General features: G+C 49.7%; 27 protein-coding genes and 1 pseudogene. 6 read left to right on the forward strand and 22 right to left on the reverse strand.

All coding sequences use genetic code 11. The features are described from left to right. Positions 1–99: 99 nt before the first annotated feature. The 6 genes from IPG22_20645 to IPG22_20670 form a co-directional block, all read right to left on the reverse strand. A complete protein-coding gene (locus IPG22_20645; protein MBK6590690.1) occupies positions 100–1,857 on the reverse strand; it encodes a UbiD family decarboxylase in 1,758 nt (585 codons plus the stop codon). 110 nt (positions 1,858–1,967) lie between these two features. After that, entirely contained in the window at positions 1,968–3,419 is a 1,452-nt protein-coding gene (locus tag IPG22_20650; protein MBK6590691.1) for an insulinase family protein, read from the reverse strand. Next, entirely contained in the window at positions 3,419–4,762 is a 1,344-nt protein-coding gene (locus IPG22_20655; protein MBK6590692.1) for an insulinase family protein, read from the reverse strand. Before IPG22_20655 ends, IPG22_20650 begins: the two co-directional genes overlap by 1 nt. Positions 4,763–4,807: 45 nt before the next feature. Then, positions 4,808–5,656, reverse strand: a complete 849-nt coding sequence (locus tag IPG22_20660; GenBank protein MBK6590693.1) for a 3-hydroxybutyryl-CoA dehydrogenase — start codon at positions 5,654–5,656, stop codon at positions 4,808–4,810. Positions 5,657–5,787: 131 nt separating this feature from the next. Next, positions 5,788–6,231 carry a hypothetical protein gene (locus IPG22_20665; GenBank protein ID MBK6590694.1) on the reverse strand — a complete coding sequence of 148 codons (444 nt, stop codon included), beginning with the start codon at positions 6,229–6,231 and terminating at the stop codon, positions 5,788–5,790. 76 nt (positions 6,232–6,307) lie between these two features. Next, positions 6,308–7,501: an acetyl-CoA C-acetyltransferase gene (locus IPG22_20670; protein MBK6590695.1), complete on the reverse strand. Its 1,194-nt coding sequence runs from the start codon at positions 7,499–7,501 to the stop codon at positions 6,308–6,310. Positions 7,502–7,695: 194 nt separating this feature from the next. Here IPG22_20670 and IPG22_20675 point away from each other — a divergent pair, with 194 nt between their 5' ends. Together IPG22_20675 and IPG22_20680 are read left to right on the forward strand one after the other, a co-directional pair. Continuing rightward, the gene (locus tag IPG22_20675) at positions 7,696–9,189 is read left to right on the forward strand and encodes a glycosyl hydrolase (protein ID MBK6590696.1); all 1,494 of its coding nucleotides are present in this window, start codon (positions 7,696–7,698) and stop codon (positions 9,187–9,189) included. After that, positions 9,186–10,634 carry a hypothetical protein gene (locus IPG22_20680; protein ID MBK6590697.1) on the forward strand — a complete coding sequence of 483 codons (1,449 nt, stop codon included), beginning with the start codon at positions 9,186–9,188 and terminating at the stop codon, positions 10,632–10,634. Before IPG22_20675 ends, IPG22_20680 begins: the two co-directional genes overlap by 4 nt. A 71-nt stretch (positions 10,635–10,705) precedes the next feature. On the opposite strand, the gene IPG22_20685 is transcribed toward IPG22_20680, so the two are convergent. Together IPG22_20685 and IPG22_20690 are read right to left on the reverse strand one after the other, a co-directional pair. Beyond that, a complete protein-coding gene (locus IPG22_20685; GenBank protein ID MBK6590698.1) occupies positions 10,706–11,986 on the reverse strand; it encodes a 4-hydroxybutyrate CoA-transferase in 1,281 nt (426 codons plus the stop codon). A gap of 62 nt (positions 11,987–12,048) precedes the next feature. Continuing rightward, entirely contained in the window at positions 12,049–12,504 is a 456-nt protein-coding gene (locus IPG22_20690; GenBank protein ID MBK6590699.1) for a nucleoside deaminase, read from the reverse strand. Positions 12,505–12,548: 44 nt separating this feature from the next. Between IPG22_20690 and IPG22_20695 the strand changes: the two genes are divergently transcribed. Continuing rightward, entirely contained in the window at positions 12,549–12,908 is a 360-nt protein-coding gene (locus IPG22_20695; GenBank protein ID MBK6590700.1) for a hypothetical protein, read from the forward strand. Here IPG22_20695 and IPG22_20700 read toward each other — a convergent pair. Further along, positions 12,900–13,373 (reverse strand): hypothetical protein, encoded by a 474-nt coding sequence (locus IPG22_20700; protein ID MBK6590701.1) that lies wholly within the window; start codon positions 13,371–13,373, stop codon positions 12,900–12,902. The two genes, IPG22_20695 and IPG22_20700, sit on opposite strands and share 9 nt — an antisense overlap. A 29-nt stretch (positions 13,374–13,402) precedes the next feature. Next, on the reverse strand, positions 13,403–14,581 hold the full coding sequence (locus IPG22_20705; protein MBK6590702.1) for a proline dehydrogenase family protein: 1,179 nt from the start codon (positions 14,579–14,581) through the stop codon (positions 13,403–13,405). Positions 14,582–14,731: 150 nt separating this feature from the next. Between IPG22_20705 and IPG22_20710 the strand changes: the two are divergent. Beyond that, positions 14,732–16,205: pseudogene (locus IPG22_20710) on the forward strand (proline--tRNA ligase). Between the two features lie 92 nt (positions 16,206–16,297). Here the strand turns inward: IPG22_20710 and IPG22_20715 are convergent. The 6 genes from IPG22_20715 to IPG22_20740 form a co-directional block, all read right to left on the reverse strand. Then, positions 16,298–16,513 (reverse strand): hypothetical protein, encoded by a 216-nt coding sequence (locus IPG22_20715; protein ID MBK6590703.1) that lies wholly within the window; start codon positions 16,511–16,513, stop codon positions 16,298–16,300. 332 nt (positions 16,514–16,845) lie between these two features. Next, complete coding sequence (locus IPG22_20720) at positions 16,846–17,331, reverse strand: hypothetical protein (protein MBK6590704.1); 486 nt, start codon at positions 17,329–17,331, stop codon at positions 16,846–16,848. Between the two features lie 1,662 nt (positions 17,332–18,993). Continuing rightward, complete coding sequence (locus IPG22_20725; GenBank protein ID MBK6590705.1) at positions 18,994–19,452, reverse strand: hypothetical protein; 459 nt, start codon at positions 19,450–19,452, stop codon at positions 18,994–18,996. Continuing rightward, positions 19,394–19,657: an AAA family ATPase gene (locus IPG22_20730; protein MBK6590706.1), complete on the reverse strand. Its 264-nt coding sequence runs from the start codon at positions 19,655–19,657 to the stop codon at positions 19,394–19,396. Before IPG22_20730 ends, IPG22_20725 begins: the two co-directional genes overlap by 59 nt. 308 nt (positions 19,658–19,965) lie before the next feature. Beyond that, positions 19,966–20,292, reverse strand: coding sequence for a glyoxalase (locus tag IPG22_20735; protein ID MBK6590707.1), 327 nt, complete (start codon positions 20,290–20,292; stop codon positions 19,966–19,968). A 276-nt stretch (positions 20,293–20,568) separates the two neighbouring features. After that, positions 20,569–20,772, reverse strand: coding sequence for a hypothetical protein (locus tag IPG22_20740; GenBank protein ID MBK6590708.1), 204 nt, complete (start codon positions 20,770–20,772; stop codon positions 20,569–20,571). 572 nt (positions 20,773–21,344) lie between these two features. On the opposite strand from IPG22_20740, the gene IPG22_20745 reads away from it, so the two are divergent. Further along, positions 21,345–21,650, forward strand: a complete 306-nt coding sequence (locus tag IPG22_20745) for a universal stress protein (protein MBK6590709.1) — start codon at positions 21,345–21,347, stop codon at positions 21,648–21,650. A 39-nt stretch (positions 21,651–21,689) separates the two neighbouring features. Beyond that, positions 21,690–21,884, forward strand: coding sequence for a hypothetical protein (locus IPG22_20750; GenBank protein ID MBK6590710.1), 195 nt, complete (start codon positions 21,690–21,692; stop codon positions 21,882–21,884). Positions 21,885–22,446: 562 nt separating this feature from the next. Here the strand turns inward: IPG22_20750 and IPG22_20755 are convergent. The 6 genes from IPG22_20755 to IPG22_20780 form a co-directional block, all read right to left on the reverse strand. Next, positions 22,447–22,764 (reverse strand): hypothetical protein, encoded by a 318-nt coding sequence (locus IPG22_20755; GenBank protein ID MBK6590711.1) that lies wholly within the window; start codon positions 22,762–22,764, stop codon positions 22,447–22,449. 175 nt (positions 22,765–22,939) lie between these two features. Next, the gene (locus IPG22_20760; protein ID MBK6590712.1) at positions 22,940–23,236 is read right to left on the reverse strand and encodes a hypothetical protein; all 297 of its coding nucleotides are present in this window, start codon (positions 23,234–23,236) and stop codon (positions 22,940–22,942) included. A gap of 29 nt (positions 23,237–23,265) precedes the next feature. Continuing rightward, positions 23,266–23,502, reverse strand: a complete 237-nt coding sequence (locus tag IPG22_20765; GenBank protein ID MBK6590713.1) for a hypothetical protein — start codon at positions 23,500–23,502, stop codon at positions 23,266–23,268. A gap of 7 nt (positions 23,503–23,509) precedes the next feature. Continuing rightward, positions 23,510–24,082: a DUF4252 domain-containing protein gene (locus IPG22_20770; GenBank protein ID MBK6590714.1), complete on the reverse strand. Its 573-nt coding sequence runs from the start codon at positions 24,080–24,082 to the stop codon at positions 23,510–23,512. 98 nt (positions 24,083–24,180) lie between these two features. Continuing rightward, positions 24,181–24,741 (reverse strand): hypothetical protein, encoded by a 561-nt coding sequence (locus IPG22_20775; GenBank protein MBK6590715.1) that lies wholly within the window; start codon positions 24,739–24,741, stop codon positions 24,181–24,183. Next, positions 24,734–25,219: a sigma-70 family RNA polymerase sigma factor gene (locus IPG22_20780; GenBank protein MBK6590716.1), complete on the reverse strand. Its 486-nt coding sequence runs from the start codon at positions 25,217–25,219 to the stop codon at positions 24,734–24,736. The genes IPG22_20775 and IPG22_20780 overlap by 8 nt, the downstream gene beginning before the upstream one ends. Positions 25,220–25,233: the final 14 nt, after the last annotated feature.

Below are 25,233 nucleotides of genomic sequence, written 5' to 3' on the forward strand. Positions count from 1 at the left end.
GGCTGAATCAATTGTCGCTGACGCGACAGCGAAGATATTTCCTCATTTCCGTGGGTTGAAACCCACGGCTAAATTCAATTGCCGCTCTACGGCAGAGAATTACCGAGGAAAATATTCGTTCCACCGCGTATCGACGAGCTTTATAATATCCTCGCGAGGCTCGACCACTTTGGGATACCACGGCTTCATGCGGGCATCGATGACGATCGGGGCTGAGTAGCCGATGTGGTTGTTCTGGACGGTTGTTTCTTTGGCATAAATATCGGTCGCCGGGTTAAATCGCGTCCACGTCGCCCAGAGGAACTTCTCGGTCGACTTCGCGTAATCGGCGTCATCGTGGATGACGACGACCTGCCAATCGTCGAATTTGCCGGCTTTTGCGATCCTCGAAGCAAGATCTTTATCGTGCTCGTAGCTGTCGCCTTCGACGACGATGCATCCGCCGCAGAAAACCTCTGCACGAGTGATGCCGGCGGGAATTTCGCCTTTGAATTCACGTGCGAGTTCCCTTTTGGCTTCGCCAAAGCCCATCAGGATCGCTTTGCTGCCGTGATTGATCTTGCCGCTGGCATAGTCGAGGGTGTCGAATGCCGTCTGACTAAAAATAAAAAGATCTCGATGCCACTCGGCCCGGGCGAGGATGTGTTCGAAAAGCGTTTTGAAATCGTGCAGATCCTGAGGCCGGTCGGTAAGCAGCAAGAATTTGGTCAGCGACAACTGGCCTTCGCCAAGGATGCGGAAACCGGCGGAGAGGCCTTCACGGGCGTATCGATCTTTGACAACAGCAGCGGACAGCGAATGAAATCCCGTTTCGCCATAACTCCACAGATCCCGAACGCCAGGCATCACGAGCGGAAATAGCGGCGACAAAAGCTCCTGCAAATAATCGCCGATGAAGAAATCCTCCTGACGCGGCTTTCCAACGACGGTTGCCGGATAGATCGCATCTTTGCGGTGAAAAACAGCGTCGGCACGGAATACCGGATAATCGTGGACCAGCGAATAGTAACCGTAATGATCGCCAAACGGCCCTTCGGGACGGCGTTCGTGCGGAGCGACGAAGCCGCAGATCGCAAATTCGGCTTCCGCGATCAGGCGATGACGGTCCGGTCCGAGCGGGTTTTTGGTTGTCGCGATCTTGCCGTCATTGAGGAGTGAGGCGAGCATTAATTCGGGAATATCCTCTGGCAGCGGAGCTATGGCCGAAAGGATCATCGCCGGAGCGCCGCCAAGGAATATCGTCACAGGCAGCGATTTGTTCTGCTTTTCCGCTTCAAAATAATGAAAGCCGCCGCCTTTACCTATCTGCCAGTGAATGCCGGTCGAGCTTTTATCGTAACGCTGGATGCGGTACATCCCGAGATTGTGCTTGCCGTTCACCGGGCTCTCGGTGTAAACGAGCGGAAGCGTGACAAAATGTCCGCCGTCTTCGTGCCAGAGCTGGAGAAGAGGCAGTTTTTCTAGATCGACGGATGATTGACGGCTTTCGAGAACCGGAGCTTTATTTACAGTCTTAGTACCGAACTTTAGAGCGGAAAAGGCAAGGTCGCGATATTCCCAGAGCTTCGCGGGTTTCGGCGGCAAAAGGTTTTCGGCAGCGTGGACGGCACGTTTTACAAATTCGAGCGGCTTAGAGCCGAATGCGAGATCGATACGCTTCTTGGTTCCAAAGAGATTTGTGACGACGGGAAACTCCGAACCTTTTACATTCGTGAACAGCAGAGCTTTCCCCTGTTCATCGATCACCCGCCGATGTATCTCGGCGATCTCGAGATATGGATCAACCTCAGCGGATATCTCGACCAGGTCATTTTCCTTTCGGAGCGAATCTATAAATGAACGTAAGTTCTTGTGCATAAGAGCAGATATGCCCGCAAGTTCCACGGAAGAAACGAAGTTACCGACGAGAATAATCTACCAGTTTTTCGCTGTGTTCGCGTATTTCGCGGGCAATCAGTTCTACTAATCTATTTGCGAAGATCGTCTTTACTTAGGTCCAGTTCATCCGCTTTGATGACCTCAACTTTGGCGGTTGGGAAACGCTTGGCCAGGTCGTCCCTGAAGATCGAGTAATCGCCAACGATTATCACATCGCCGCCCGGCAAATGCTGGGAGGCAAACGCTTTGATCTGAGCGTTCGTGATGGCATTTACATCCCGAACGTAGGTATTCAGTGTTGAACTTGGAAGTCCATAGGAATATAAGGCGGCAAGATAACCGGCAAGTCCACCAGTTGTTTCCAGATTTCGCCCGAATCCACCTGTCAGAACGGATTTGCGAGGCACAAGCTCATCTTCTCCGACGGGCGAATCGATTATCCGCTTAATTTCGGCAAGGATAAGCTCGGCAACCTCAGCCGCTGATTCATTTTTTGTTTGAACGCTCGTGCCGAAATTCGCGGAGGACGAACGCCACGCAAAATTACTTCCGGCACCGTAACTCAGACCGCGTTTGATTCGGATCTCGTAGTTGAGCCTCGAGGAATAGCCGCCCCCAAGGACGGAGTTCAGTACCGACGCGCTATAAAATTGCGGGTTAAAACGGCCGACCGTTAAAAGCTTGTTCGCGTAGACGACGGATGCCTGACCGGATTTTGGCAGGTCAATAACGAGCATTCGACGATAAAGCGGGGCGTTACCCGTACCGATAGATGAACCGATACCGGTTCCGGTCTTAACTGCCTGCTTTTTCCAACGGCCAAAGAACCTGCTTGCAAGGGCAGTTGCCGGTACAATATCAGTATCGCCCGTGAAAATCAGGACGGCGTCGTCGGGATGAAAGTTCGATGAATAGAAATCGGCTACGTCTTTAAGTGTGATCGATTCGATACTAGCCTTCGTGCCGCCAGCCGGATGCTCACCGTAGCTGTACTTGCTGGCGACATAATGTGCCAGGAACGACGGTTGCGTCAGGTTGTAGGTGAGGCCGTCTAGAGTTTGAGATTTGAAAAGGTCGAGTTCTTCTTGCGAGAACTTCGGGTTCAGAACAACGTCCGCGAGGATGGCCATCGCCTGCGGCACCTTGTCTGATGTGACAGTTACAGATGCGAAAGTGTTGTTCCAGCCCGCGCCGCTGCTGATCGATCCGCCTAAAAACTCGATAGCTTCAGCGATCTGAGTTGCGGTGCGGGTCTTAGTTCCCTTTGTGAGCATTGCCGCCGTTACGTCAGCAAGGCCGGCTTTGCTTTCAGGCTCGATTGAGGCTCCACGCTTGACGACAAGTTGGATCGTAACGATAGGTGAAGCCGTTTTTCTGATCGAACTGACGATCAATCCATTTCGGAGCTGCTTTTCCTTCGCGTCGGGGATCGCAACCGACCTCGGAACGCCCGGAGCGGGTGGTTGCTCCTGCGCGATCAAACTTACGGCGGAAAAAAGCGATACGATAATAAGGAGGAAGTGTTTTCTTACGTTCTTCATTATTTTGTACCTCCTTCGTTCGAGTAGTAGATCACGACTCGATTTGTATCGGAAAAATACTTTTTCATAACGCGTTTGATATCAGCGGCAGTGACGGCCTGAATGTTGGCAACCCACGAATTTACCGCTCTCGGATTATGTTCGTAGGCAATGCCGTCCTCTATCGCACCGGCTTTTCCATCATTGGTTTCGATATCGCGTATATTGTCAGCGATCTGTTGATTCTTCGCCTTGGTCAATTCCTTGAGCGTCACGCCTCCGGACTGGATCCGTTTGAGCTCGGCAAGCAGTGATCTTTCAAGTTCCGCCGCAGTCTTGCCTTCGCTCGCGATCGCTGAGAAATAGAGAAGGCCGCCGTCCACTTTGTCATCGACGGTGAAGGATGCACTCTGAGCGATCTGCTGTTTATAGACTAGGCTTTGGTATAAACGTGAACTTTCGCCGCCACTCAGAATATTGGAGGCAAGCGAAAGTGCGGCGGCATCGGGGTCATCAGACCGAGGGCCGAGATAGGTTATCGCAACTGCCGGGAACGGAACATTTGGAGCTGTTTTCTCGAACCGAACTTCTTTCGTACGCGATGGCTCTTTGATAGTGACACGAGGGATCGTGGTGGCAGGTTTTGCGATCCTGCCGAGATATCTATCTGTCCATGTGTCAAATTGCTTTTGATCGAAGTCTCCAACGACGATCAGATAGGCATTGTCGGGGCGGTAGTACGTCTTGTGAAATTCCCGAGCGTCGGCAGAGGTTGCAGCATTCAACTGATCGAGATCACCGATCACCCCACGCTTGTATGGGTGAGTTGTGTACGAAAGACTGTTGATGTATTCGTAAAAACGTCCGTATGGATTTGCAAGAACGCTCTGACGGAATTCCTCTTTTACGACCTCTCGCTCGGAAGCGAAGTTGGCGTCGTCGACGTTGAGGTTCTCCATTCTCTCTGCCTCAGCCCAAAGAAGCGTTTCAAGATAGTTTGAAGGGACCACTTCATAATAATTTGTAAAATCGTCCCATGTTGAGGCATTGTTAAAGCCGCTAACGTCCTGGGTCAAGCGATCCATCTTTTCATTTGGCATGTTCTTGGTGGATTTGAACATCATGTGCTCAAACATATGGGCAAAACCGGATTTGCCTTGCGGATCATCCTTTCCACCCACCTTGTACCAAACATGGATCGCGACTGTTGGACTGGAATTGTCCCGAAGTGAGACTACCTTAAGTCCGTGTGCCAGCGTTCTTTCTTTGATCTCAAGCGGAGCAAACTTTACCTGGGCTTCGCCGCGCGTAGCGGTGCAAAGCATGATCGCGAATACAAGAAATAACAAAAAGCCTTTTTGCATATTTGTGCCTGCCAAAGGTTGGAACCCTAGTGCCCATACCAGCTATTATTGATAATCGTAGAACCCTTTGCCGCTCTTACGCCCGAGCCATCCGGCATCGACGTACTTCTTTAGAAGCGGACATGGCCGATATTTCGGATCGCCAAGACCTTCATGGAGAACGTTGAGTATCGCGAGGCAAACATCCAGGCCGATGAAATCTGCGAGTGTCAGCGGACCCATCGGATGATTCATGCCAAGCTTCATTATCTCATCGATAGATTCCTTTGATGCGACGCCCTCGTGTAAAGCGAAGACTGCTTCGTTTATCATGGGCATAAGGACTCGATTCGATACGAATCCGGGATAGTCGTTGCATTCAACGGGCACTTTGCCAAGCTTCTCCGACAGATCTTTCACGATCGCATAAGTCTCATCAGATGTCGCAATTCCACGGATAACCTCAACTAGTTTCATAAGCGGAACTGGATTGAAGAAGTGCATACCGATGACCTTGTCCGGCCGTTTTGTTGCTGCCGCGATCTTAGTGATAGAGATGGATGAGGTGTTAGACGACAGGATCGTTTCGGGGGCAGTGATCCGATCGAGGTCTTCAAAGATCTTCTTCTTAACCTCAAAATTCTCGGATGCCGCCTCGACGACGAGAGTACTGGTTTTAAGATCTTCAAGTGCCGTTGTCGTTTTTATCCGTCCAAGGATGTCGGATTTTTGAGCTTCTGTCATCGTTTCTTTCTTTACGAAACGGTCGAGGCTCTTACTGATATTTGCGACACCCCGCTCGACGAATTCTGTCGAGATATCACACATTATCACGTCAAATCCAGCCCCAGCGGCCGTTTGAGCGATCCCGTTACCCATTGTTCCAGCCCCGATCACACCAATTGTTTCACTCATAACTTTGCTATTTCTCCGTTATTATTGCCTTTGCCTACAAACAGATAGAATAAACCACGCCTTCGATGCAAAACAAACGAGCGATGAGAAATAGGTCCTCATCGCTCGCTAAAGTTTGGCTTTACTCAATGCTATTGCCAACTACTAGGCTGAGGGGGTTCTGGCGGGCTCTGAAACATCGGTTGATTCGCCCCACCCAAATAGAACCTTTTACCTTCCTCGCCAAAAAGAAACCAAAGGCCATAGACGCCAGCAGCTGTGCCAATTGGGAACGAAAGGCAAGAAATGATGCTGCCAACAATTCCCCACGTACGGGCATTTGGTTTTTCTTTCCAAAGCTTGTACCCGCCTACGATCTGTGGAACAACAAAAATGAGCGAAATTACCGCGATCAGGAGAATAACGCCGATAAAGACCGCTCCAACCATCTGTTCTTCGCCTCGTCTTCCGCCAACGACCATAGCAGATCCAATTACGGCGTAAATGATACACATCAGAAGCATTATCCCTCCCTGCAAACCGCCATGTGCCATAAGGAAGATACCGACCAGTCTATTATGTTCTTTTGCTGTCATTTTAATTCCTCAGTACCAAACATCGTTCGTACAAATAGAAACGAGCGAAAGATAAGTTAGGTTGCAATAATCGCCGCTAATCGCGTTCAACCGCCAATGCTACTGAATTGCCGCCGCCCAGGCAGAGTGCCGCGACACCGCGTTTCACTCCCCGCCGCTTCATTTCATAGAGAAGAGTCGTGAGGATCCGTCCGCCGGAATTACCGATCGCGTGTCCAAGAGCAACGGCACCACCGTTTACGTTGACCTTGTCCATGTCAAGGCCAAGTTCCTGCATTACACCAAGGGCCTGTACCGAGAACGCCTCGTTCAATTCAAAAAGATCGACATCCTTAATATCCCAACCAGCTTTTGCGAGTACATTCTGTACTCCTTTTACCGGGGCCATCATGATAAGTTTGGGTTCAATTCCAGAACTTGCCCAAGCGACGACCCGACCGAGCGGCTCAATTCCAAGGCTTGCGGCATTTTCCGCAGATGTTACGACAAGCGCCGATGCTCCGTCGTTTACACCAGGAGCATTTCCTGCAGTTACCGATCCACCATCTTTTTTGAAAGCCGGACGTAATTTGCCCAGACTTTCAACGGTTGTTTCCGGGCGAACCGGCTCATCATGATCGAGAACGAAAGGATCGCCCTTTTTTTGCGGAATTTCTAACGGAACGATCTCGTCAGCGAATCTACCTGCCTGCTGAGCTTCATACGCTTTTCTATGCGAGTTGTAAGCGAAATCATCTTGTGCTTCACGACCGATCTGATACTTTTCAGCCACTACCTCACCCGTATTTCCCATGTGCCAGTTCTCGAAAGGGCACCACAGGCCGTCGTGGATCATAAGATCAGTCGCCGTCTGGTTTCCCATGCGAAATCCTTCACGTGCCGTCTGCAAGGCATAGGGAATGTTTGACATTGATTCCATTCCACCGGCCACTACGTACTCCGCGTCGCCCAGTTGTACTGCCTGCGAGGCAAGTGCTACGGCCCGCAAACCGGAACCGCATACCATGTTGATCGTCAAGGCTGAAACCTCCGGCGGAAGATCAGCCTTCAACGCAGCTTGCCGTGCCGGAGCTTGGCCGATTCCCGCTTGGACGACGCAGCCCATGATGACCTCATCGATCTTGTCGGCTGAGACGCCCGAGCGCTTTACCGCTTCCTTGATCGCGATCGCTCCCAAGTCTGGAGCACTGAATCCTTTAAGAAGACCTTGAAATCTACCCGTCGGTGTCCGGGCCGCACTAATTATTACCGCTTGTTTATTTGTATTCATGACAGCATTTTTCCTCGATATTGATCAATTAAATAGGCTCAACAGAATATCTTACGACTTATCATCTCTGCGTTCAACGCCGCCAAAGATGCGATGGGCTAATTTGTGTTTTGGCTTCGTTTCGATTAAGTTTTGAGAGTCTCGATTACAAAACTTCTACAAAAAGGCAGGTAAAATAAGTGCGATCAGTTTCCATCCGCGTTCTTTTCTCGTGTTTTTCATTATATCTACTACTGTCTGCAGTTTCTGCGCAGATTCAAGCTCAGCCTGCAGCCCAAGATCCGCTAGCTAATTTGCAGTACAGACTCGTAGGTCCATTTCGCGGCGGGCGAGTAGGGGCTGTTGAAGGAATAGCGACACAACCGAATGTCTACTATTACGGGGCTACAGGCGGCGGGATTTGGAAGACTACGGACGGTGGGGTTAATTGGTTGAACGTCTCAGACGGATTTTTCAAGACCGGTTCGGTTGGAGCGATCGATGCGGCTGATTCGAATCCGAGTATTGTTTACGTCGGCATGGGAGAAGAAACCGTTCGAGGAAATGTTTCGAGTGGGGACGGAGTTTACAAATCGCTCGATGGAGGCAAAACGTGGAAAAACATTGGCCTCGGCGATACTCAGCAGATATCGCGGGTTCGCGTTCATCCGAATGATCCTAATCTCGTCTACGTCTCAGCCCTCGGACACCTGTGGGGCAAGAATGAACAGCGGGGAATCTTTCGCAGTAAAGATGGCGGTAAGACATGGGAAAAGATCCTCTACCGAAATTCAGAGACCGGCGCATCCGATCTTGTCCTTGATCCGTCGAATCCCAGCACGATCTATGCCGCTTTCTGGCAGATAGGCCGTAAGCCGTGGCGAATGGACAGCGGCGGCGATGGCAGCGGCCTTTTTAAGTCGACCGATGGTGGCGACACCTGGACGGAAATATCAAGAAACCGAGGCCTGCCGTCTGGAGTTCTAGGTAAGATCGGCGTGACTGTGTCACCACTCAATTCGAACCGTATTTGGGCGATAGTCGAGGCAAAGGACGGTGGTTTGTACCGCTCCGATGATGCTGGCCAAACCTGGCAGCGGGTTAGTGAAAATCCGAATATTCGTCAGCGTCCATGGTACTACAATCGAATATATGCCGACACGGCAAGCGAAAACACGGTTTATGTTCTCAATGTTCAGTTTCACAAATCCATCGATGGTGGGCGAACGTTTACTACGATCGGTACGCCGCACGGGGATAATCATGACCTGTGGATTAATCCTAAGGATGCAAATCGGATGATCAACGGAAACGACGGCGGCTCGAATGTCACAACCGACGGCGGCGTGACATGGACGGAACAAGATCAGCCGACGGCACAATTTTACCGGGTAATCACCGATAATGATTTTCCCTACAACATTTATGGCGCTCAACAGGATAACTCAACGGTCAGAATCGCATCCCGTTCCGACAGCGGCGCGATCACTGCGAATGATTGGTATGCGGTCGGCGGCGGAGAATCGGGCTGGATCGCACCTCATCCTGAGAACTCGGAGATCGTTTTTGCAGGTAGTTATGACGGCCTTTTGACCCGTTTCAATAAGAAGACCGGTCAGGAACGGAATGTCGATGTCTATCCGGATAACCCCATGGGCTCAGGAGCGGTTATTTCGGTACGATCTTCACGATCGACGAGTCACCATTGAAACAGGGCGTTATTTGGGCGGGAACCGATGATGGCTTGGTTCAGGTAACGCAGGACGATGGGAAGACTTGGGTAAACGTCACGCCAAAGGAATTACCTGAGTGGATCCAGATCAACGAGATCTCGGCTTCCCCGTTCGATCCCGCAACAGCCTATATCGCGGCGACAAATTATAAGAATGACGATACCAAGCCCTATTTGTTCAAGACATCAGATTTCGGAAAGAGCTGGAAGAAGATCGTCGCGGGTATTCCGGTCGATCAATTCGTTCGGACAATAGTCGAGGATCCGAATAAAAAAGATTTCCTATATGCCGGTACGGAGCGTGGAATCTACTATTCAGCAAACGGAGGTGAAATTTGGCTGCCCTTGCAGCTAAACCTTCCGATAGTTCCGATCACGGATATTACCGTACAGAAAAGGGAAAAAGATCTGGTCGTGGCAACGCAGGGTCGTTCGTTCTACGTTTTAGATAATTTACCGGTTCTATACCAACTGTCAGAAGCGGAAAAAGCCACAGCATACCTTTTTAAGCCGGAAGACTCATACCGGACAGCGGGCGGCGGCGGTTTTAGACTTCCCGCTACAGCAACTGTCGGACGCAATCCCGCCAGCGGCGCAGTTGTAAACTACTATCTAAAAACTAAACCGGCAAAGGACGTAACTGTAGAGTTTCTCGACAGTCAGAATTCTGTAGTTCGCAGATTTGCCCGCCGGATCGATCCAGCGGGGACCGAATCTGCCGCATCGGCAGGTTTTGGCGGCGGAGCCGATCCGCAACCTTCAGCAGATCTGGGTTTCAACACTTTTGCCTGGAACTATCGGCTTCCAAACGCGGCCACGATCCCGGGGCTTATCATGTGGGGCGGTTCGCTGGCTGGTCCGCGAGTACCTCCAGGCAGCTATTCGGTTCGCCTGACGGTTGACGGAAAGGTAATAGCGACTGAGCCGTTTTCGATCAAGGCGGACCTCAGGCTGATGACGACTCAGGACGAGTTTGCAAAACAGTTTGATCTGATGAAAAAGATCAATGCAAAACTCACGGAAACACACAATGCCATTAACGAGCTGCGTGATATTCGAACCCAGATCGAATCCGTGTCGCGTCGTCTAAAGCCAGAAAACAAGGATATTGTTGATAAGGCGAAAGATATCGTTAGAAAACTGACCGAGGTCGAGGAGGCTCTTCATCAAACAAAGATCCGAAGCGGTCAGGACGCTTTGAACTTTCCGATCAGACTAAATAATAAGCTCGCAGCCTTAAGCTCATTCGTTGACAGCTCAGACGATGGGCCGACGGCTTCGGCCTATGTCGTTTTTGCGGACCTTACTTCTCAGGTAGACGTTCAGCTGGCAAAATTTAACACGGTCAAACTCCAGGATCTTGCTGAATTTAATAAGCAATATTTAGCGAAAGGATTACCGGTTATCGTTTCGACGAAGTAGAAATATTTGGCATTACTTTTTGACTAGCGGCGGAGGATTTCTTTTGGATCCTCCGCCGTAGTCCGTTGTTATCAGCGTGATGCTGTATTGAATCGCTCAAAGGCTGCCCGTTCCAGATCTTCACGATTATCAGGATGCGCGATCCTTATAAGTTCGGCGGCACGCTGGCGGAGATTCAATCCGTACAAATTTGCGACTCCGTATTCGGTAACGATGTAATGGACGTGGGCCCGGGTTGTGACCACGCCGGCACCTTGTTTTAGAAACGGCACTATTTTGCTCTCTCCACGTTTTGTCGCCGAGGGAAGCGCAATTATTGCCTTACCGCCCTCTGACAATGACGCACCACGAATAAAGTCCATCTGCCCGCCGACACCCGAATATTGGTACGTGCCGATAGAATCGGCGCATACCTGCCCCGTCAGATCGACCTCGATCGCGCTGTTGACGGCGGTAACTTTCGGGTTTCGTCGAATGACCGAGGTGTCGTTAACATAGGCGATATCGAGCATCAATACCTGTGGGTTATCGTCGATAAAATCGTACAGCCGCTGGGTTCCCATGACGAAGCCCGCGACCATTCGCCCCGGATGCTTTATCTTTTGGTGGCCGTTTATCACGCCGCTTTCAACCAGCGGAATGACCCCATCCGAAAACATTTCGGTATGAACGCCAAGGTCCTTGTGGTTGCCGAGTGCCCCGAGCACAGCATTAGGGATCGATCCGATACCCATCTGCAGGGTCGCCCCATCCTCAATAATGTCAGCGATATGCTTTCCGATCGCACGGTCCACCTCGGTCAACTCGGGCATCGGTATCTCGTGGAGATGTTCGTCAACCTCGACTATCGCGTCGATCTCGTCCAGGTGAATAAGAGCGTCGCCCTGGGTGCGTGGCATTCGCGGATTGACCTGAGCGATCACACACTTGGCCGTTTCAAACGCCGCTCTCGCCACGTCAATAGAAACGCCAAGTGTACAAAAACCGTGCTTATCCGGCGGCGAGACGTTCAGCATAGCCACATCGATCGGAAGGATGCCGCGGCGAAAAAGATTTGGTACTTCGGATAGAAAGACCGGAACGTAATCAGCATGCCCGTCAGCAAGTGCCTGTCGCACATTCGCGCCGACAAAGAAAGCGTTGACGTGAAAGCTGTCCTTTAACTCGGCCGATGCATACGGTGCCGGACCCTCAGTGTGAAGATGGACTATCTCGACATTTCGCAATTCGGGGGCACGGGCTGTCATAGCCTTTATTAGCTGCTGGGGTGCGGCTGCGACGCTGTGAATAAATACTCGGTCGCCCGATTTAATGCAACGAACGGCCTCTTCTGCTGTCACTGTTTTTCTCATTCGATTTCTATGGTTTTATCTAAGGAAACTTGCTTAGTTTATGATGTTGGTTCTGGCCTGTGCTATTCGCCGATGTCTTCGTTCCATGTCTCGGGATGTTCCGCGATGAACCTGCCGAGCAGTTCCTTGCATTCCTCATTGTCCAGGTCAATGACCTCGACGCCAATTTCGCGAAGCCACTCTATGCCGCCCTGAAAGGTGGTCGATTCACCGACTATCACGGTCCCAATACCAAATTGCCGGATGAGGCCGCTACAGTACCAGCACGGTGCGAGGGTTGTCACCATTATTGTTTCACGATAACTTCTCTGCCGGCCCGCTTTGCGGAAAGCGTCGGTCTCGCCGTGAACCGATGGGTCGTTTTCCTGTACGCGGCGATTATGACCGCGCCCAAGTAAGGTGCCATGCCGATCGAAGAGAGCCGCTCCAATTGGAATTCCGCCCTCAGAAAGACCCTTGACCGCTTCCTCAATAGCCACATCCAGCATCGCCGCATGATCAATATTGTGTTCCACCATCTTCGATTTTATAAGCAAACGACGTGTTATGCTAATCTTAAAGCATGTCGCAAAGGTTTCTATCCGGTGATTTTCTTGTGTTTCAGCTGGAGGCTGGTTTTGCTCTTTTACGTTTACTCGCTGTCGAAGGCACGGGCGAGGACAGAACTTGGCATGTCGCTGCTTATCGAGATCTTTTCCCGGATGTTGAAACGGCGGAAGTTGCCTCTTTGGGTCAGAACGAACTCGTTTTGAGCAACCCTCATATAGCGTTAACAACCCGGGCGTTTGAGAGCACCCAGGTCGCTCGAATATCCAATCAGCCGCTTACGGACGTAGAAGAAGCTCCGTTCCAAAAGTGGAAGAGCGATGCCGATCGTGAAGTATCCGATCGCTCGGTCAGGCTGATGCTTGGATTAAGATGACCTGAGTTTTGATTCATCGAGTTGGCGGGTCGTTCCTTCGATGATGCTTGATGGAATGACATTATCGAAATCAGGTTCGTTCAATCTCTTGTTAACTTCCGCGACCCTTTGCGGCAATTCTGCCGAATCATCCTTTTCTCGCCGAAGTTTCTTAAAGTGCTTTCTAAGCAAAATGGAGCGCCAAAGCGTTTGAGTATGCCAACATCCCATAGCGATCAAGAGGCCGGCCGTAATGTAGATCAGCGGGTGCGTGTCAGCTCTGAAAGCAACCAAAGAGTAAAGTAGTATCGCGAGCGTGAAGCATGTGACCACTGTCATCGCGTTAAGTACCAGATTGGCCTTTACATGATCTTCCGGAGTTTGCTTATTCTTGGTAGGTTTTGATAGGTTGGGCAGTAATATGCCGCATTGCCGGCAATAGGACTCCGGTACCTGATCTGCTTTTCCGCATTTTGGGCAATACATAATAGAGGCTTTAGCGACGGCCTACGAGGTTAACATATATTCCGGCGTTTTAGTTCCCGGTCGATCATCTCAAGTTCGCGGCTGACCTGGCCGGCGGCGGATGAATTCTCTTCAGCCCGGCGGATCAGATACGGAACGGTGTCAGCGACGGGGCCGTACGGCAAGTACTTGGACACGTTATAACCTTTCGATGACAGAACGTAAGAGATGTTGTCGCCCATACCGTAAAGCTGAGAAAAGAAGATGTTTGGATGATCGGGTGAGATTCCCAGCTCGTGCATCATCTCCGCTGTGAGTTTTGTACTTGCCTCGTTATGAGTGGCAGCGACGAATGCGATCTCTTCGTGGTGCTTTAGACAATATTCTATTGCTGCATTGTAATCAGCATCAGTATCTGCCCTCGTTGCGTGAATAGGCGAGGGGTAGCCCATTTCCTCGGCTCGCTCCCGCTCCTTTTCCATGTATGCTCCGCGAACCAGTTTTACTGCGAGGATATAACCATCAACTTTTGCTTGCCGTCTTGCGTCCTTTAGAAACTGTAGACGGTCTGTTCGATAAAGCTGGAGCGTGTTATATACGATCGCTTGTTCGCGATTGTATTTCTCCATCATGTCGGTGGCGAGGCGGTCGATGGCGTCCTGGATCCAGGTTTCCTCGGCGTCGATGAAAACGGGCTGGCCGAGAGAATATGCGTATTCACAGATCTCGCCAACTCGCTTGTATATACGCTCACATTTTGCCTGGCTTTTGGCATCCAGCTTTTTCTTTCGACTCAGCCTTTCGAGTGTTCCAAGAGGGGCAATGCCTGTTACCTTGAAGACTGCGAATGGGATGTTCGGATCATTCTTGGCTCTCTTGATCGTGCGTATGATCTCGTCCTTAGTACGGTCGAAATCATCTTCCGTCGATTTTCCTTCGACCGAATAGTCGAGGATAGTGCCGATATGCGAATTTCCAAGCACCCCGACTGTTTTATCGCATTCGTCGATCGTTTCCCCACCACAAAACTGCTCAAATACCGTCGATTTGATCAATCCCTCGACCGGCAGTCCTATCGACAGAGCGAATTTCGTCATTGTCGTTCCTACCGAGTTCAGAAAAGGTGAATTAAGCAGTTTGAAGATCCGGAATTTCTCTTTGAGTTGAGCATCCGATTTGTCTGCAAATGCGGTCGCGGTGTCCTGAAGGTCTAATTGGAATTCGCTCATAAAAATCGGATAATAACACATTCGCTTAGTAGTCTACAGTCAGATTCAACCCTCTGATGTAACCCATGAAATTGTAACCATCCTAAAATTATCTTATCATTCTCGTTTAACCTCAGAGTCCTGAATTGGACCGTGGAAAGCGAGATCAATATGGCAAAAGCACTTCCTAAGAGATCGGAAAACTATTCCGAATGGTACAACGAGATCGTCAAACGGGCAGATCTGGCTGAAAATTCCGCAGTTCGCGGTTGTATGGTAATCAAACCGTATGGTTTTGCGATCTGGGAGAAAATGCAGCGTGCTTTGGACGATATGTTCAAAGCGACGGGCCACCAGAACGCCTACTTCCCCTCTTTTCGTGCCAAAATCCTTCCTCGAAAAAGAAGAGGAACACGCCGAGGGCTTTGCTAAAGAGTGTGCGGTGGTCACTCACTATCGCCTCAAGGCAAATCCTGACGGCAAGGGACTGATCGTTGATCCTACGGCAAAACTCGAAGAGGAACTGATCATCCGCCCGACCTCCGAAACCGTAATCTGGAACACCTATAAGAACTGGATCCAGTCCTGGCGCGATCTGCCGCTGCTTATTAATCAGTGGTGCAACGTCGTTCGTTGGGAAATGCGCACGCGGTTGTTTCTGCGTACCACCGAATTCCTCTGGCAGGAAGGCCACACGGCTCATTCGACCGAGCAGGAAGCGATCGAGGAGACTGAACGGATGCTCGGCGTCTATGCGACCTTTGCCGAGGAATGGATGGGCGTTCCAGTCCTTCGAGGGTTGAAATCACCTAACGAACGTTTCGCCGGAGCCATCGAAACCTACTGTATCGAAGCCCTCATGCAGGATGGCAAAGCCCTGCAGGCCGGGACATCTCACTTTTTGGGGCAGAATTTTGCCAGATCTTTCGACGTGAAGTTCGTTAACAAAGAGAATCAGCTCGAATTCGCGTGGGCGACTAGTTGGGGAGTTTCGACGCGGCTGATGGGAGCTCTGATCATGGCCCACTCTGACGATCAGGGCCTCGTGCTTCCGCCAAAGCTCGCTCCGATCCAGGTCGTGATCATTCCGATCTATAAAACTCCTGAAGAACTGGCCGCGATCTCTGAGAAAGTTGATCCGATCTTCGAAGCACTGAAAGCCGCGGGTATCTCGGTCAAATATGACGATGCGGATAACCAGCGGAGCGGCTGGAAGTTTGCGGAATACGAACTAAAAGGCGTTCCGATCCGTCTCGGCCTTGGGAATCGCGATCTCGAGAACGGCACCATCGAGGTTGCCCGCCGCGATACGCTCTCGAAGGAATCGCAACCTATCGAAGGCATCGTCGAACACGTCAAAAACCTGCTCGACGAGATCCAGGCGAACATCTACCAGAAGGCTCTGGCGTTCCGCGAGGCGAATACGCACTCGGTCGACACATGGGAAGAATTCACCGCCCAGATCGAAAAAGGCGGCTTTGTCCTGGCCCACTGGGACGGCACCGGCGATTCCGAGGAAAAGATCAAACAGGAAACCAAAGCCACGATCCGCTGCATTCCCCTCGATGCCAAAGAAGAAGACGGCAAATGCATCCTGACAGGTAACCCGTCGAACAAGCGAGTGGTCTTTGCGAAAGCTTATTAAGCTCAAATAACCACGAAACCACACAAAAAGGCACGAAACAGGACTCGATCCCGTTTCGTGCCTTTTCGTAGTATTTCGTGGTTACCCTTCGGCTAGCTCATGAGCCACTTTTTTGCTGCTTCGGGCTCCGAAAACAACCTGCAAATGGCACCGCGGTTTCGTCCGGCGGTTAGAGCAAAGTCGATCGGTCTTTCGACGGTCGAATAAGGGTTTACGACAGCCACGCGGGTTCCGCGAAACGGTTCCATATTGTCGAGCGTGATGTTAAAGAGAGTAACTTCGCCCAAAGAATTGGGAATATCACGCATTAGCAGCACGCGGCGTTCCCGAGTTTCGGCAATTTTGGCGGTAAGCTCCTTAAATATTCTCGAGCGATCTGCTCGTCTATTTTCTCGGCAGAAATTTCCGCCAAAAGATAACCTTGTTCCGTGGAAAACGAGATAGAGTACGGTTTCGTGAGAGAGTCCATTAAGAGAAGGTTAACACGATATTTGTTTGCCGCTCAAATGACTTCATCACTGATTCACCGTCACCTGCGAAGATCCCGACACACTAATAAACACAAAAAGCACGAAACAGGAGCCTAAGGAACTTCCCTTTCGTGCTTTTTCGCGTTGTTTAGTGGTTTCTGAATTCCGGACTACGAAACCGTTACCGGATAATTTGCCGAGTAGTTGCCGTATTCGGCGTTCTTTTTGATGTAGACAGCGCGGATCACGCCGGATTCGGGTTGGTTTGGTTGGGCTGGGGTGATCTGGAAGCTGCCCGGGGTGTTTGTGAGGAAGGCGATCGGGGCAAAATCTCCGCCGTTGCGGGCGTATTCTACGCGGAGAGCGTCTGCGCCCTGCATTGAGCCGCTGATGTTTACCCAATAGTTAGCCATCGTTGCGGTTTTCAGGTTTGGCGTTACCGTATCAGGAGCAACCGGAACGATCGTAGCACCTACGATTCCCAGATCTTCGCCGATCGCCTGCGTATAGCCTGCCGAAGCGACAATTCTATCTCTCAGACGGAAAAATTCGGTCACGGTGCCGAGCGTATATGCATTTGCGGGAACTACCGGGAACACCGGAGCTGCCTGGGCGGTTCCGCCTGCCGGTTCGCCGTTAAAACCTCGTCGCGCCATTTTGTCATGGCGATCATGCGGTCGCTTTGCATTGCTCGACGACATTAAAAGCAGAAACAAAGTTTCGAACACAGAGCCTCAGCCGTATCGAGCTGGGCGGGCGACATTCCCCAGAACGGTCGCATAGTTAGCGATCTTTACCGAAAAGTTCTGCACCAACACTACCTGGGCCGGCACAGACGACGGCCACCAAAATTTCACTGCCATAATAGTATGGTCTCCTTAAATTAATAAAGTTGTTTTCTATTAGGTAGTAACCGGAAGTGCGGGCACGGTGCCCAAAAGGTGTGTGAGCTAACCCTAAGCGGAAATTGGAAGGCTTCCGGCAAACTCAAAACAGGATAAAACGCGGGAAAAGTTTTGTCAATATATTTTAATACATGATATTAAATTATTCGTTCCATCATATATGACTTCGGCCTCCTAAGCCGTTAAATTGCGATCCGATAATACAAATCAAAAGCTGAACAAAGATTCGCACAATAATTAATCGAAAAGTGTTTACAATACCGCTGTACCGTTGGAAGGATCGGCATAGCATTGTGAATGACGATGTTCGAGATAAATGATCTCTCAATTCTCGCTCAGCCTGGAATTTTCTTGACTTCCTTCCTCTGCCGCAAGCCATTCAATTATCTTCTCGTTGATCGTCCAACACTTTTTGCGAATTGCGTTTCGAATTCCCGAAGTTTTTATCTTGCTGTCTTTATTATGCCCATTGTGAACTTTATCGAGCAATTTAGCAGTATTAACTGACTTAACATTTACATCGTCTCGGGAGTAAACGATGGAGTTTCAGCTTGGGCCGACAATGTATATATTATCTCTACTTCCACGTCCTCATCTGGGTTACAGGGGTCCAAATATCCGCCCTCGGGAGATCGCTGAGGTTTCATCATATTTGCGTCGTGGCTGCAAGGAAGTAGATTTCTCCATTCGTATACCAAATCTGGACGTTCTGTACGAGGTGGAAATGATCAATGTCCATCTCCCAGCTTGTGAAATATTTTTGTTCCGTGAGATAGCATTTCGAAAAAAACTGTTCATCAAATGCTTCTAAAAGATCAGAGTTTCTATAATCTGCAGGCTTCGTAGGTTTTTCATTGACAGTGGGATCATCAAGGTAATTTACAGCGCGGACTATAAAATCTCTAATCTCGGGAGTTTGAAGGCTAAGGGGTTCTCCTGTTCGAAGATAATTAATCATCTGACTATTGAGATTTGTTCTTTAATTCAATTATTCGTGATTCAATCTCGATTCGCAGCGAGGGTGTTAAATAGTTAGAGTTTGTTTCCAATATGTTTTTAGCATCGGCAAATTTCGTTCGGATGCCGCTAAGTTTATCCTCCTTAGGATTTCATCAGCAGTATTTGAAAATTCGTTATCGAGCCCAAAATGCCTCATCATCAGCTCTGAGTAGCTACTTCCTAACACCCAATCACTGACTTGCTCATTCGAGGATAAATCAAATACAACGGAATTTTCCAAGCTCGAGATTACCGCAGGTGAATGGGTAGCTATTATCAGCTGTAGTTTTGGAAACATCGCCGTAATTAAGGGCAGTATTTCGTATTGCATTTCAAGACGGGAAGTGCGTTTCGGGTTCGTCGATTAGCACGAATCCGGGACTTCATAGGAAAAGTCGTTTCGCTTCTTACGGATTAGATCGCCCGCATTAATAAGTCCATTAGGATGTTGAGGAAAGCGGAAAATCCATCCGAAAGCTGATTAAAGGTTAAGCGTCTACCGTCACTTAAATGGAGATAAAATTCAAACGATTCCTGTTCGAAAATTAGTTCAAGTTTAGGGTCTTTAAGAATCTGCCGTAAAATACTTGTGAATCTTGTGAAAAATTTTGCACTTTCGCTGTTTCTCTTTTTGGCAATAAAGTCGAATGCCTCGTAAATCTTTTTATTAACAAGATATTGCTTGAAGCTGGCAACAAACCGCCGAGGATCAACATTACTTGCGAGTTGGGATGCAAACTCGTCTTCAGTTGTGACGGTCGAAACATTGTGCAAGTCAACGCGTCTCCCCGCAACGAAATAAGCCAAAATATATTCATCTCTTCGAACATATAGGCTTCCCGCTATCTCCGGATTGGAAACCAACCTGAACATTCTCAAGGTCTTGAATCGATTTCTGAATTTCCTTCCGATCTGCCTCCGGAGCATCTTTCAGTCTTTTTCTTAGCATGTTGCCATGCGACGTAATGCCCAATTTGCTATTTCGATGGTAATCAAGAACGTGAGACAGATGATTTAAGATCGTTGTTTTTCCTGAACCGTTCTTCCCGGTGAGCAAAATATGCCTGAACTTCCCCATCTTTCTCATCTGTACTTATTTTTAAGCCCTTGTGAGCCGTGTGGTCGTTAAATACGCAAGTTCTTTATGGCACGGAATAATCGTCTCGTCTTCGTCGAAAAGGAAGTTCAAAGATTCTAAAGAATTTGGCATCTCTTATTTTCTAGAATTCCTTCCACAAATAGAGAAAGGTTCATTCTGAAAGATCGGTGAAAATTTAATAGAACATTAGCACAACTTTGCGGGAGAGCAAGGGCTCTGGTTTTATTCGTCCTGGATCGTTCCTTCGCGTCGCTCGGCAATATGCCAGAGGACGCCGCTTTGGTCGACTACGTAGGCGATGCGGAGGCCCCAGGGCTGTACGGCGGGTGGCTTTGGGGCTTTGACACCGGATTTTGATGGCAGGTCGAGGATTCGATATGCTGAAACCATGCGTCGAGATCGTCGACCATAAGCTGCATCATAAAATTCTCAGCCCAGTCCTTCTGATAGTACCGCTGCAGGATAAATCCACCCGACCCCACATTAAAAATAGCCACCTCGCCATCAAGTACTTTCTCAAAGCCAAGTGCCTCTGGGAAACTCTTAGAAAGATCAAAATCCTGAGCAGGCACAAACGCCCGCATACGCTCGGTACCAGTCGGAACAGTATTCATAATTCAAAAATCTCCTGCTACCAAGCCATCCCCGCCCAGCAAGATCTTCAAACTGTCGCCATAATAGAGAGTATTCATTTCTGGGAAGAAAGGTGAAAAATTTATTAGAACATTAGCATAAGTTTTGGAGGAGAGCAAACAGGGCGGGTTTGGGTTTTGGGCTTTGATTATGGGCTCGATCTGCATCGCTCCGCGATTAGATCCAGTTGTGAATTGGTTTCTGGTCTTGGGGATCCATTTATCGTCGGATCCTATCAGTTTAACGGAAAAAATGATCTAGGCTTCTGGATCAGGAAGATCTGATGATGGCTGCTTGGCGAGTGCATCGATCTGATCGGTTAGACGAACGATCTTTGCCTCCAATGCCTTTACTAACTTCAGATCGATCGGTTTACCTAGTTCGATCTCCGAGCTTAATAGGTTCAGGTTGGGTTTGAGAAGGTCGATCATCGTTGCCAGCGATTCACGCCTGTTTCTCAAGGAAGTATCTTCTCTCGCCGATAGGATCCATAATATTAGATTCCTGAAAATATCCGTCGCTTTTACGGCCCGGAAATTTTATGGGCGATCAAGACGACGCAAAGATACCACGAAAACGAACGGGGGAGACAATTATTATTTGATCTTAGGCCTTTGATCTTTGATCTTTGAATTTCGGCGTTGGATGTTGGTGCCGGGGCGGGCTTTGATATTGACGTTCGGCTGGCGATTTAATGATTTGGTAACGTTTTAGGCGTAAGATGTTCTCAGAGGTGACGAATAAATGAAAATACTAATAGCTACCGACGGTTCCGGAATATGGTGACGCCGCAGTTCGCTACGCGGCGAAGGTTTTGGTGGGAACTCGTCTCAGGAATTCAAAATAGTGACCGTTTTGGAACCGGCGGCCGGGACAGAACTTGAAATGATCATCGAATCGACCGATCAGCTTCTTGATGCTCACAACGAGCTGTTTCAGCAGGCCGAGACGATAGTAAAACTTCAGCTCAAAGCCTCGAAGATGCAGGTGCAGCATCCGTTTCTTATAAAGTCCTGGCGGGCCTCCGGCACGGATCGTCGTCGAGGCTGCCGAAGAATGGAATGCAGATATGATCGTCGTTGGGTTCGCACGGCCGCGCTTTTGGTCAAGAGCCTTGCTCGGTTCTATATCAGACAGCGTTTGCAAGCACGCTAAATGTTCCGTTCTGGTTGTTCGCAAACCGCCTGACATTCTGCGAGCCTTATCAAGCACGTATTTTCCTCGCCTCTTGAAAACGTTCTCGTGGCTTTGCGACGGGAATGAACTGAACTTCCCTGCCTGTTCCCGGCTTTTGCGGCCTAAGTGTGATATCGCACATACAAGGTTCTGGCTTTGTTAATAATGGTTGAGAGGAAATTGAAACTTGGGAGGAAAAATTATGATGACACCAGGTCAAAAAGCAGATGTTTTGCACAGCGTGAGCGTGGAGCTAATAACGATGTTTGGGATACTCACGAACCACTATCACCGCCCCGCGTTTGCCAAAGGGCTGCCGGAACTCGAGAAGATGAAAAATTTCTCAAGGCAAAGCTTCTCGAATACGATCCGATCTACAAAGATATCCTTACTGTGAACTGATCTCCGATCTGCCGCATCTTTCTCCACATTTCGCTCTGAATATCACATTCAAACACAACTCTGCCCCACAAATTGCCATTGCGGAACCATTCGCAGCTATCGCTGAACCGTTAAAAGTTATTCCGGAATGATCCAGGTTGTTCGAGAACGGTTCTGAGTTGCTTTCGGGATTATAGTCAGCTTTGAAAGAGCGTGCGTTAGCTTTGTGATCGAAAGAGAGCCGCTCTTGCCGCATGAATGACTGTTAACAGATGATCCAGCTCTCTACGCTGCTTCCTGTCCTAAAAACAAAAACGGCAGCGTAATTGAACGCTGCCGTTTTTATAAAAAGATTCTCTTAAACGACTAGTTGACGAACTCGAAGGACTGCACGGCTTCGGCAATTAGTTTTTGGATCTCAGGGTCTTTCGATTCGGAGAGGCCGGCTAACAATAAGCCGAATTTTTCGTAGTAGACAATAACCATAAGCGATTTGGCGCCGCCTTTATCGACTACAAGGACGGAACCGCGATATTCACCGATCTTTGCCGGCGATTCGGACAGGATCTTGTCGTCTTTTAGGTCTTTGCCTCAAAATCCGCAACCGCAGCGGCAACGTCGGCGTCCGTTTTGACCGCTTTGGTACGATTTTCGACACCTACGACGATGATCGCGTCAGAAAATTCCCACACATAGTTATGGCCTTTTCTAACCGTATTGTCGACGACGTTCTTCTGCACCATGTTGGCAGGCAGCGAGATGTTAAATCCGTCGTCTTTCGAATGATAAACAGCATCCTCAGGCACACTCTTGATCGAGCGAGCCTGCGAAAACGCGGCAACGGAAGAAAGACAAACAAACAGGGTTACGATCGCTAATTGTGTGATGGTTTTCATTAGCCCGAAATATTAACCAAATATTTTAAGCGTTGCAACCTAAAATAAGTCGTTCGCCTGCGATCTAAAATCCTGATCGAGGAAGTATTACGACCAGGTGTTTCCTAAAAGAAAAAAGCACCCGATCGCTCGGGTGCTTAGTTCAAGAGGTGAGAGGAGACCTTTGACGGGCGGACTATTCGCGGTTCCGCGATTCTAAATCCGCACCCGCCAGGGCCGGTGATGCTGACTTTTCTCCGTCGCTCAGGGACATTCCGAAAATTCTTGGATCATTGATGAACTCGGCCAGCTTTTCCGGGCTGAATGTGGCGCGGATGACGGCGGCGTTTTCGGTTTCGATGGTTACGAGTGTAATTTTGACGTTGCCGCCGTCCTCGCGCATGTACATGTAGGCCTGCTGGCCTTCGCGGGATCGAACACGGAAGACCGGGCTCCAGTCTGAGCTGAAGGAATTTTTCAGCGCGTCCTGCATTTCTATATCGAGAGTCTCGCGTGAGAACTTCAGGTCCTGAAAAGCGTGACGTTAAGCTCTTTACTCCCGCCGGACGCACCAGTTTCACCGCCGCACGTGCGAGCCAGACAAAGCCGAGGCTGACCTTCCTTGGCTTGGTATTTTGTTTTCAGATGCGAGACGATCTTGTCGTATTCGCTGGTCTTGGCAAATGTTTGCGGAGCGGCAAAAACGAATGTGAGGAGCAGCAACGCCGACGCGGTTATTAAACGCTTTTTGTTTTGCATCGCGGGTTTACTCCTTATCGTTTTTGGGTTTGGTCTCGATGTCGATACGCGGAATGTTCATCTTGCCGCTAAGTTCAATGAGCGTTTCGATATCGATCATACCGATGACGTTGACAACGGCGACGGTTTTGGATTCGGACAAGACAACTGCCATTCCGTCCATCTTGTCGCCCGTGAACATCGTGTAAACATCGACCTTCTGATTATTCTTTTTGCTGCGAACATTGGCGAGTTTTTCCCATCCCGGTGAATTCAGCTGCGACCTGACCTCGTCAACGTCGCCCGGGTTGTATTCGCCTTCTTTTTCGAAGTTGTAAACACGGACATAGATACCGCGAAGTCCGTTGATCGCGAGTGCGACCTTCTTAGCGTCCTCGTCCTTTACCTTGCCGGTAACGCGTTTGGCCAGATCGAGCAGTTTGCCGTCAACATTGACCTCGACAACGTCGCGGGCCTTTGTTTCAAGGCTGTTTAGTTTCTCAAAATGGAGACGCGCAGCGTCCTGAGCATTCGCCGCAATTCCGGCGATCAGCAGCACCGTCAGTGCCGCGAAGGTTTTTAGGGGTTTGTTGTATAACATATCTTTATTTTTTTTGCGTCAGAACCGCCTGCGTGAGCGGGCGGAATGATCTCAAATATTTAATGTGAAAGTCGCTATCACGAACGCGACACGCGTTTCTAATCTTCTGCCCGGTTGATCGTGTCGGATACGACCTTTAATTTCGAACCTGTGATCGAGAGCGCCAGCTTCAGTTGGTCGTATGCGAAACGTTCTTCGCTGGTGAGCGTGTCAAATTTGGGCTGCCGTTTGCGATACTTTGCCTGGACGGCGTACGTTTTTGTTTTTTTCTTCGGTTCGGGAGTGAATAATGTCGTCACAACCTTTGGCAAAGTGTTTTTGGCAATGTCAGGCTCGCTTGCCTTAGTTTCTGTACTGTTTCGGGTTGCTGGTTCTTGCGAAACATTTGTCAGCGGTGTTTCCTTCAATTCATTTACCGCCTGCAACTGCGGCGTTGGCCGTGTCATCCAAATTCCTGCCAACACCGCGAACAATACACACGCCGGAACCGCTAAAGCCAATGACAATTTCCACCACGGAGCCTTTACTGCCTTTAAGTCGATCGAAACCGGAAGCACCGGCGGAGCCGTCGGCTGGTATTTGAGGCCGGAGAGAAGGTTTTCGAGGCCTTTGATCTCGGCGTCGTCGCCTGATTTGTCCCAGAGGTAATCGTTATTCATCATTTTCTCCGCCGATGCCTAGTTTCTTTCTCAAAAGATTCATTCCGCGGTGCAGGTTCACTCGAACCGAATCCGGGGAAAGGCCGGTTTGTTCCGCGATCTCGTTTCCGGTCATTCCCTCGACGAGGCGTAATATCAAAGTTTCGCGATACGCGATCGGCAGCGATTGTATCGCCGCCAGAGCCTCTTCTGCTTCGAGCCGTTGGTCTTTCTTGCCCTCAATGTGTTCGGGCAACTCTTCCGAAGGGCGGCTTCCGCGATAGTGATCGACGACATGATTTCGAGCGATCCGTGCGAGCCATCCGCCGAGGGCGTTTGGTTCTCTCAATGAACCGAGATTCTTATAGGCCGCCAGGAAAACTTCCTGAACCGCATCCGAAACCTCGTCTCTTGGCAAACGCGACAGCAAAATGCCATGTACCAAAGGTGCGAACTCACTGTAGATCTCGCCGAAGGCTTCCTGTCGCCCGCAAGGCATCGCTCGACCAGCAA

This window comes from Acidobacteriota bacterium, from assembly GCA_016703965.1.
Classification (GTDB): Bacteria; Acidobacteriota; Blastocatellia; order Pyrinomonadales; family Pyrinomonadaceae; genus OLB17.

What these genes read in the sequence shown, in the direction of transcription:
- IPG22_20645 (MBK6590690.1), bottom strand. Translation starts at nt 1,857, where the DNA reads ATGCACAAGAACTTACGTTCATTTATAGATTCGCTCCGAAAGGAAAAT.
- IPG22_20670 (MBK6590695.1), bottom strand. Translation starts at nt 7,501, where the DNA reads ATGAATACAAATAAACAAGCGGTAATAATTAGTGCGGCCCGGACACCG.
- IPG22_20650 (MBK6590691.1), bottom strand. Translation starts at nt 3,419, where the DNA reads ATGAAGAACGTAAGAAAACACTTCCTCCTTATTATCGTATCGCTTTTT.
- IPG22_20760 (MBK6590712.1), bottom strand. Translation starts at nt 23,236, where the DNA reads ATGCAGGACGCGCTGAAAAATTCCTTCAGCTCAGACTGGAGCCCGGTC.
- IPG22_20660 (MBK6590693.1), bottom strand. Translation starts at nt 5,656, where the DNA reads ATGAGTGAAACAATTGGTGTGATCGGGGCTGGAACAATGGGTAACGGG.
- IPG22_20780 (MBK6590716.1), bottom strand. Translation starts at nt 25,219, where the DNA reads ATGCCTTGCGGGCGACAGGAAGCCTTCGGCGAGATCTACAGTGAGTTC.
- IPG22_20695 (MBK6590700.1), top strand. Translation starts at nt 12,549, where the DNA reads ATGTCGCAAAGGTTTCTATCCGGTGATTTTCTTGTGTTTCAGCTGGAG.
- IPG22_20690 (MBK6590699.1), bottom strand. Translation starts at nt 12,504, where the DNA reads ATGGTGGAACACAATATTGATCATGCGGCGATGCTGGATGTGGCTATT.
- IPG22_20755 (MBK6590711.1), bottom strand. Translation starts at nt 22,764, where the DNA reads ATGAAAACCATCACACAATTAGCGATCGTAACCCTGTTTGTTTGTCTT.
- IPG22_20700 (MBK6590701.1), bottom strand. Translation starts at nt 13,373, where the DNA reads ATGTATTGCCCAAAATGCGGAAAAGCAGATCAGGTACCGGAGTCCTAT.
- IPG22_20735 (MBK6590707.1), bottom strand. Translation starts at nt 20,292, where the DNA reads ATGAATACTGTTCCGACTGGTACCGAGCGTATGCGGGCGTTTGTGCCT.
- IPG22_20765 (MBK6590713.1), bottom strand. Translation starts at nt 23,502, where the DNA reads ATGCAAAACAAAAAGCGTTTAATAACCGCGTCGGCGTTGCTGCTCCTC.
- IPG22_20685 (MBK6590698.1), bottom strand. Translation starts at nt 11,986, where the DNA reads ATGAGAAAAACAGTGACAGCAGAAGAGGCCGTTCGTTGCATTAAATCG.
- IPG22_20750 (MBK6590710.1), top strand. Translation starts at nt 21,690, where the DNA reads ATGATGACACCAGGTCAAAAAGCAGATGTTTTGCACAGCGTGAGCGTG.
- IPG22_20655 (MBK6590692.1), bottom strand. Translation starts at nt 4,762, where the DNA reads ATGCAAAAAGGCTTTTTGTTATTTCTTGTATTCGCGATCATGCTTTGC.
- IPG22_20720 (MBK6590704.1), bottom strand. Translation starts at nt 17,331, where the DNA reads ATGGCGCGACGAGGTTTTAACGGCGAACCGGCAGGCGGAACCGCCCAG.
- IPG22_20665 (MBK6590694.1), bottom strand. Translation starts at nt 6,231, where the DNA reads ATGACAGCAAAAGAACATAATAGACTGGTCGGTATCTTCCTTATGGCA.
- IPG22_20770 (MBK6590714.1), bottom strand. Translation starts at nt 24,082, where the DNA reads ATGTTATACAACAAACCCCTAAAAACCTTCGCGGCACTGACGGTGCTG.
- IPG22_20775 (MBK6590715.1), bottom strand. Translation starts at nt 24,741, where the DNA reads ATGAATAACGATTACCTCTGGGACAAATCAGGCGACGACGCCGAGATC.
- IPG22_20730 (MBK6590706.1), bottom strand. Translation starts at nt 19,657, where the DNA reads ATGGGGAAGTTCAGGCATATTTTGCTCACCGGGAAGAACGGTTCAGGA.
- IPG22_20705 (MBK6590702.1), bottom strand. Translation starts at nt 14,581, where the DNA reads ATGAGCGAATTCCAATTAGACCTTCAGGACACCGCGACCGCATTTGCA.
- IPG22_20725 (MBK6590705.1), bottom strand. Translation starts at nt 19,452, where the DNA reads ATGTTCAGGTTGGTTTCCAATCCGGAGATAGCGGGAAGCCTATATGTT.
- IPG22_20715 (MBK6590703.1), bottom strand. Translation starts at nt 16,513, where the DNA reads ATGCGTGATATTCCCAATTCTTTGGGCGAAGTTACTCTCTTTAACATC.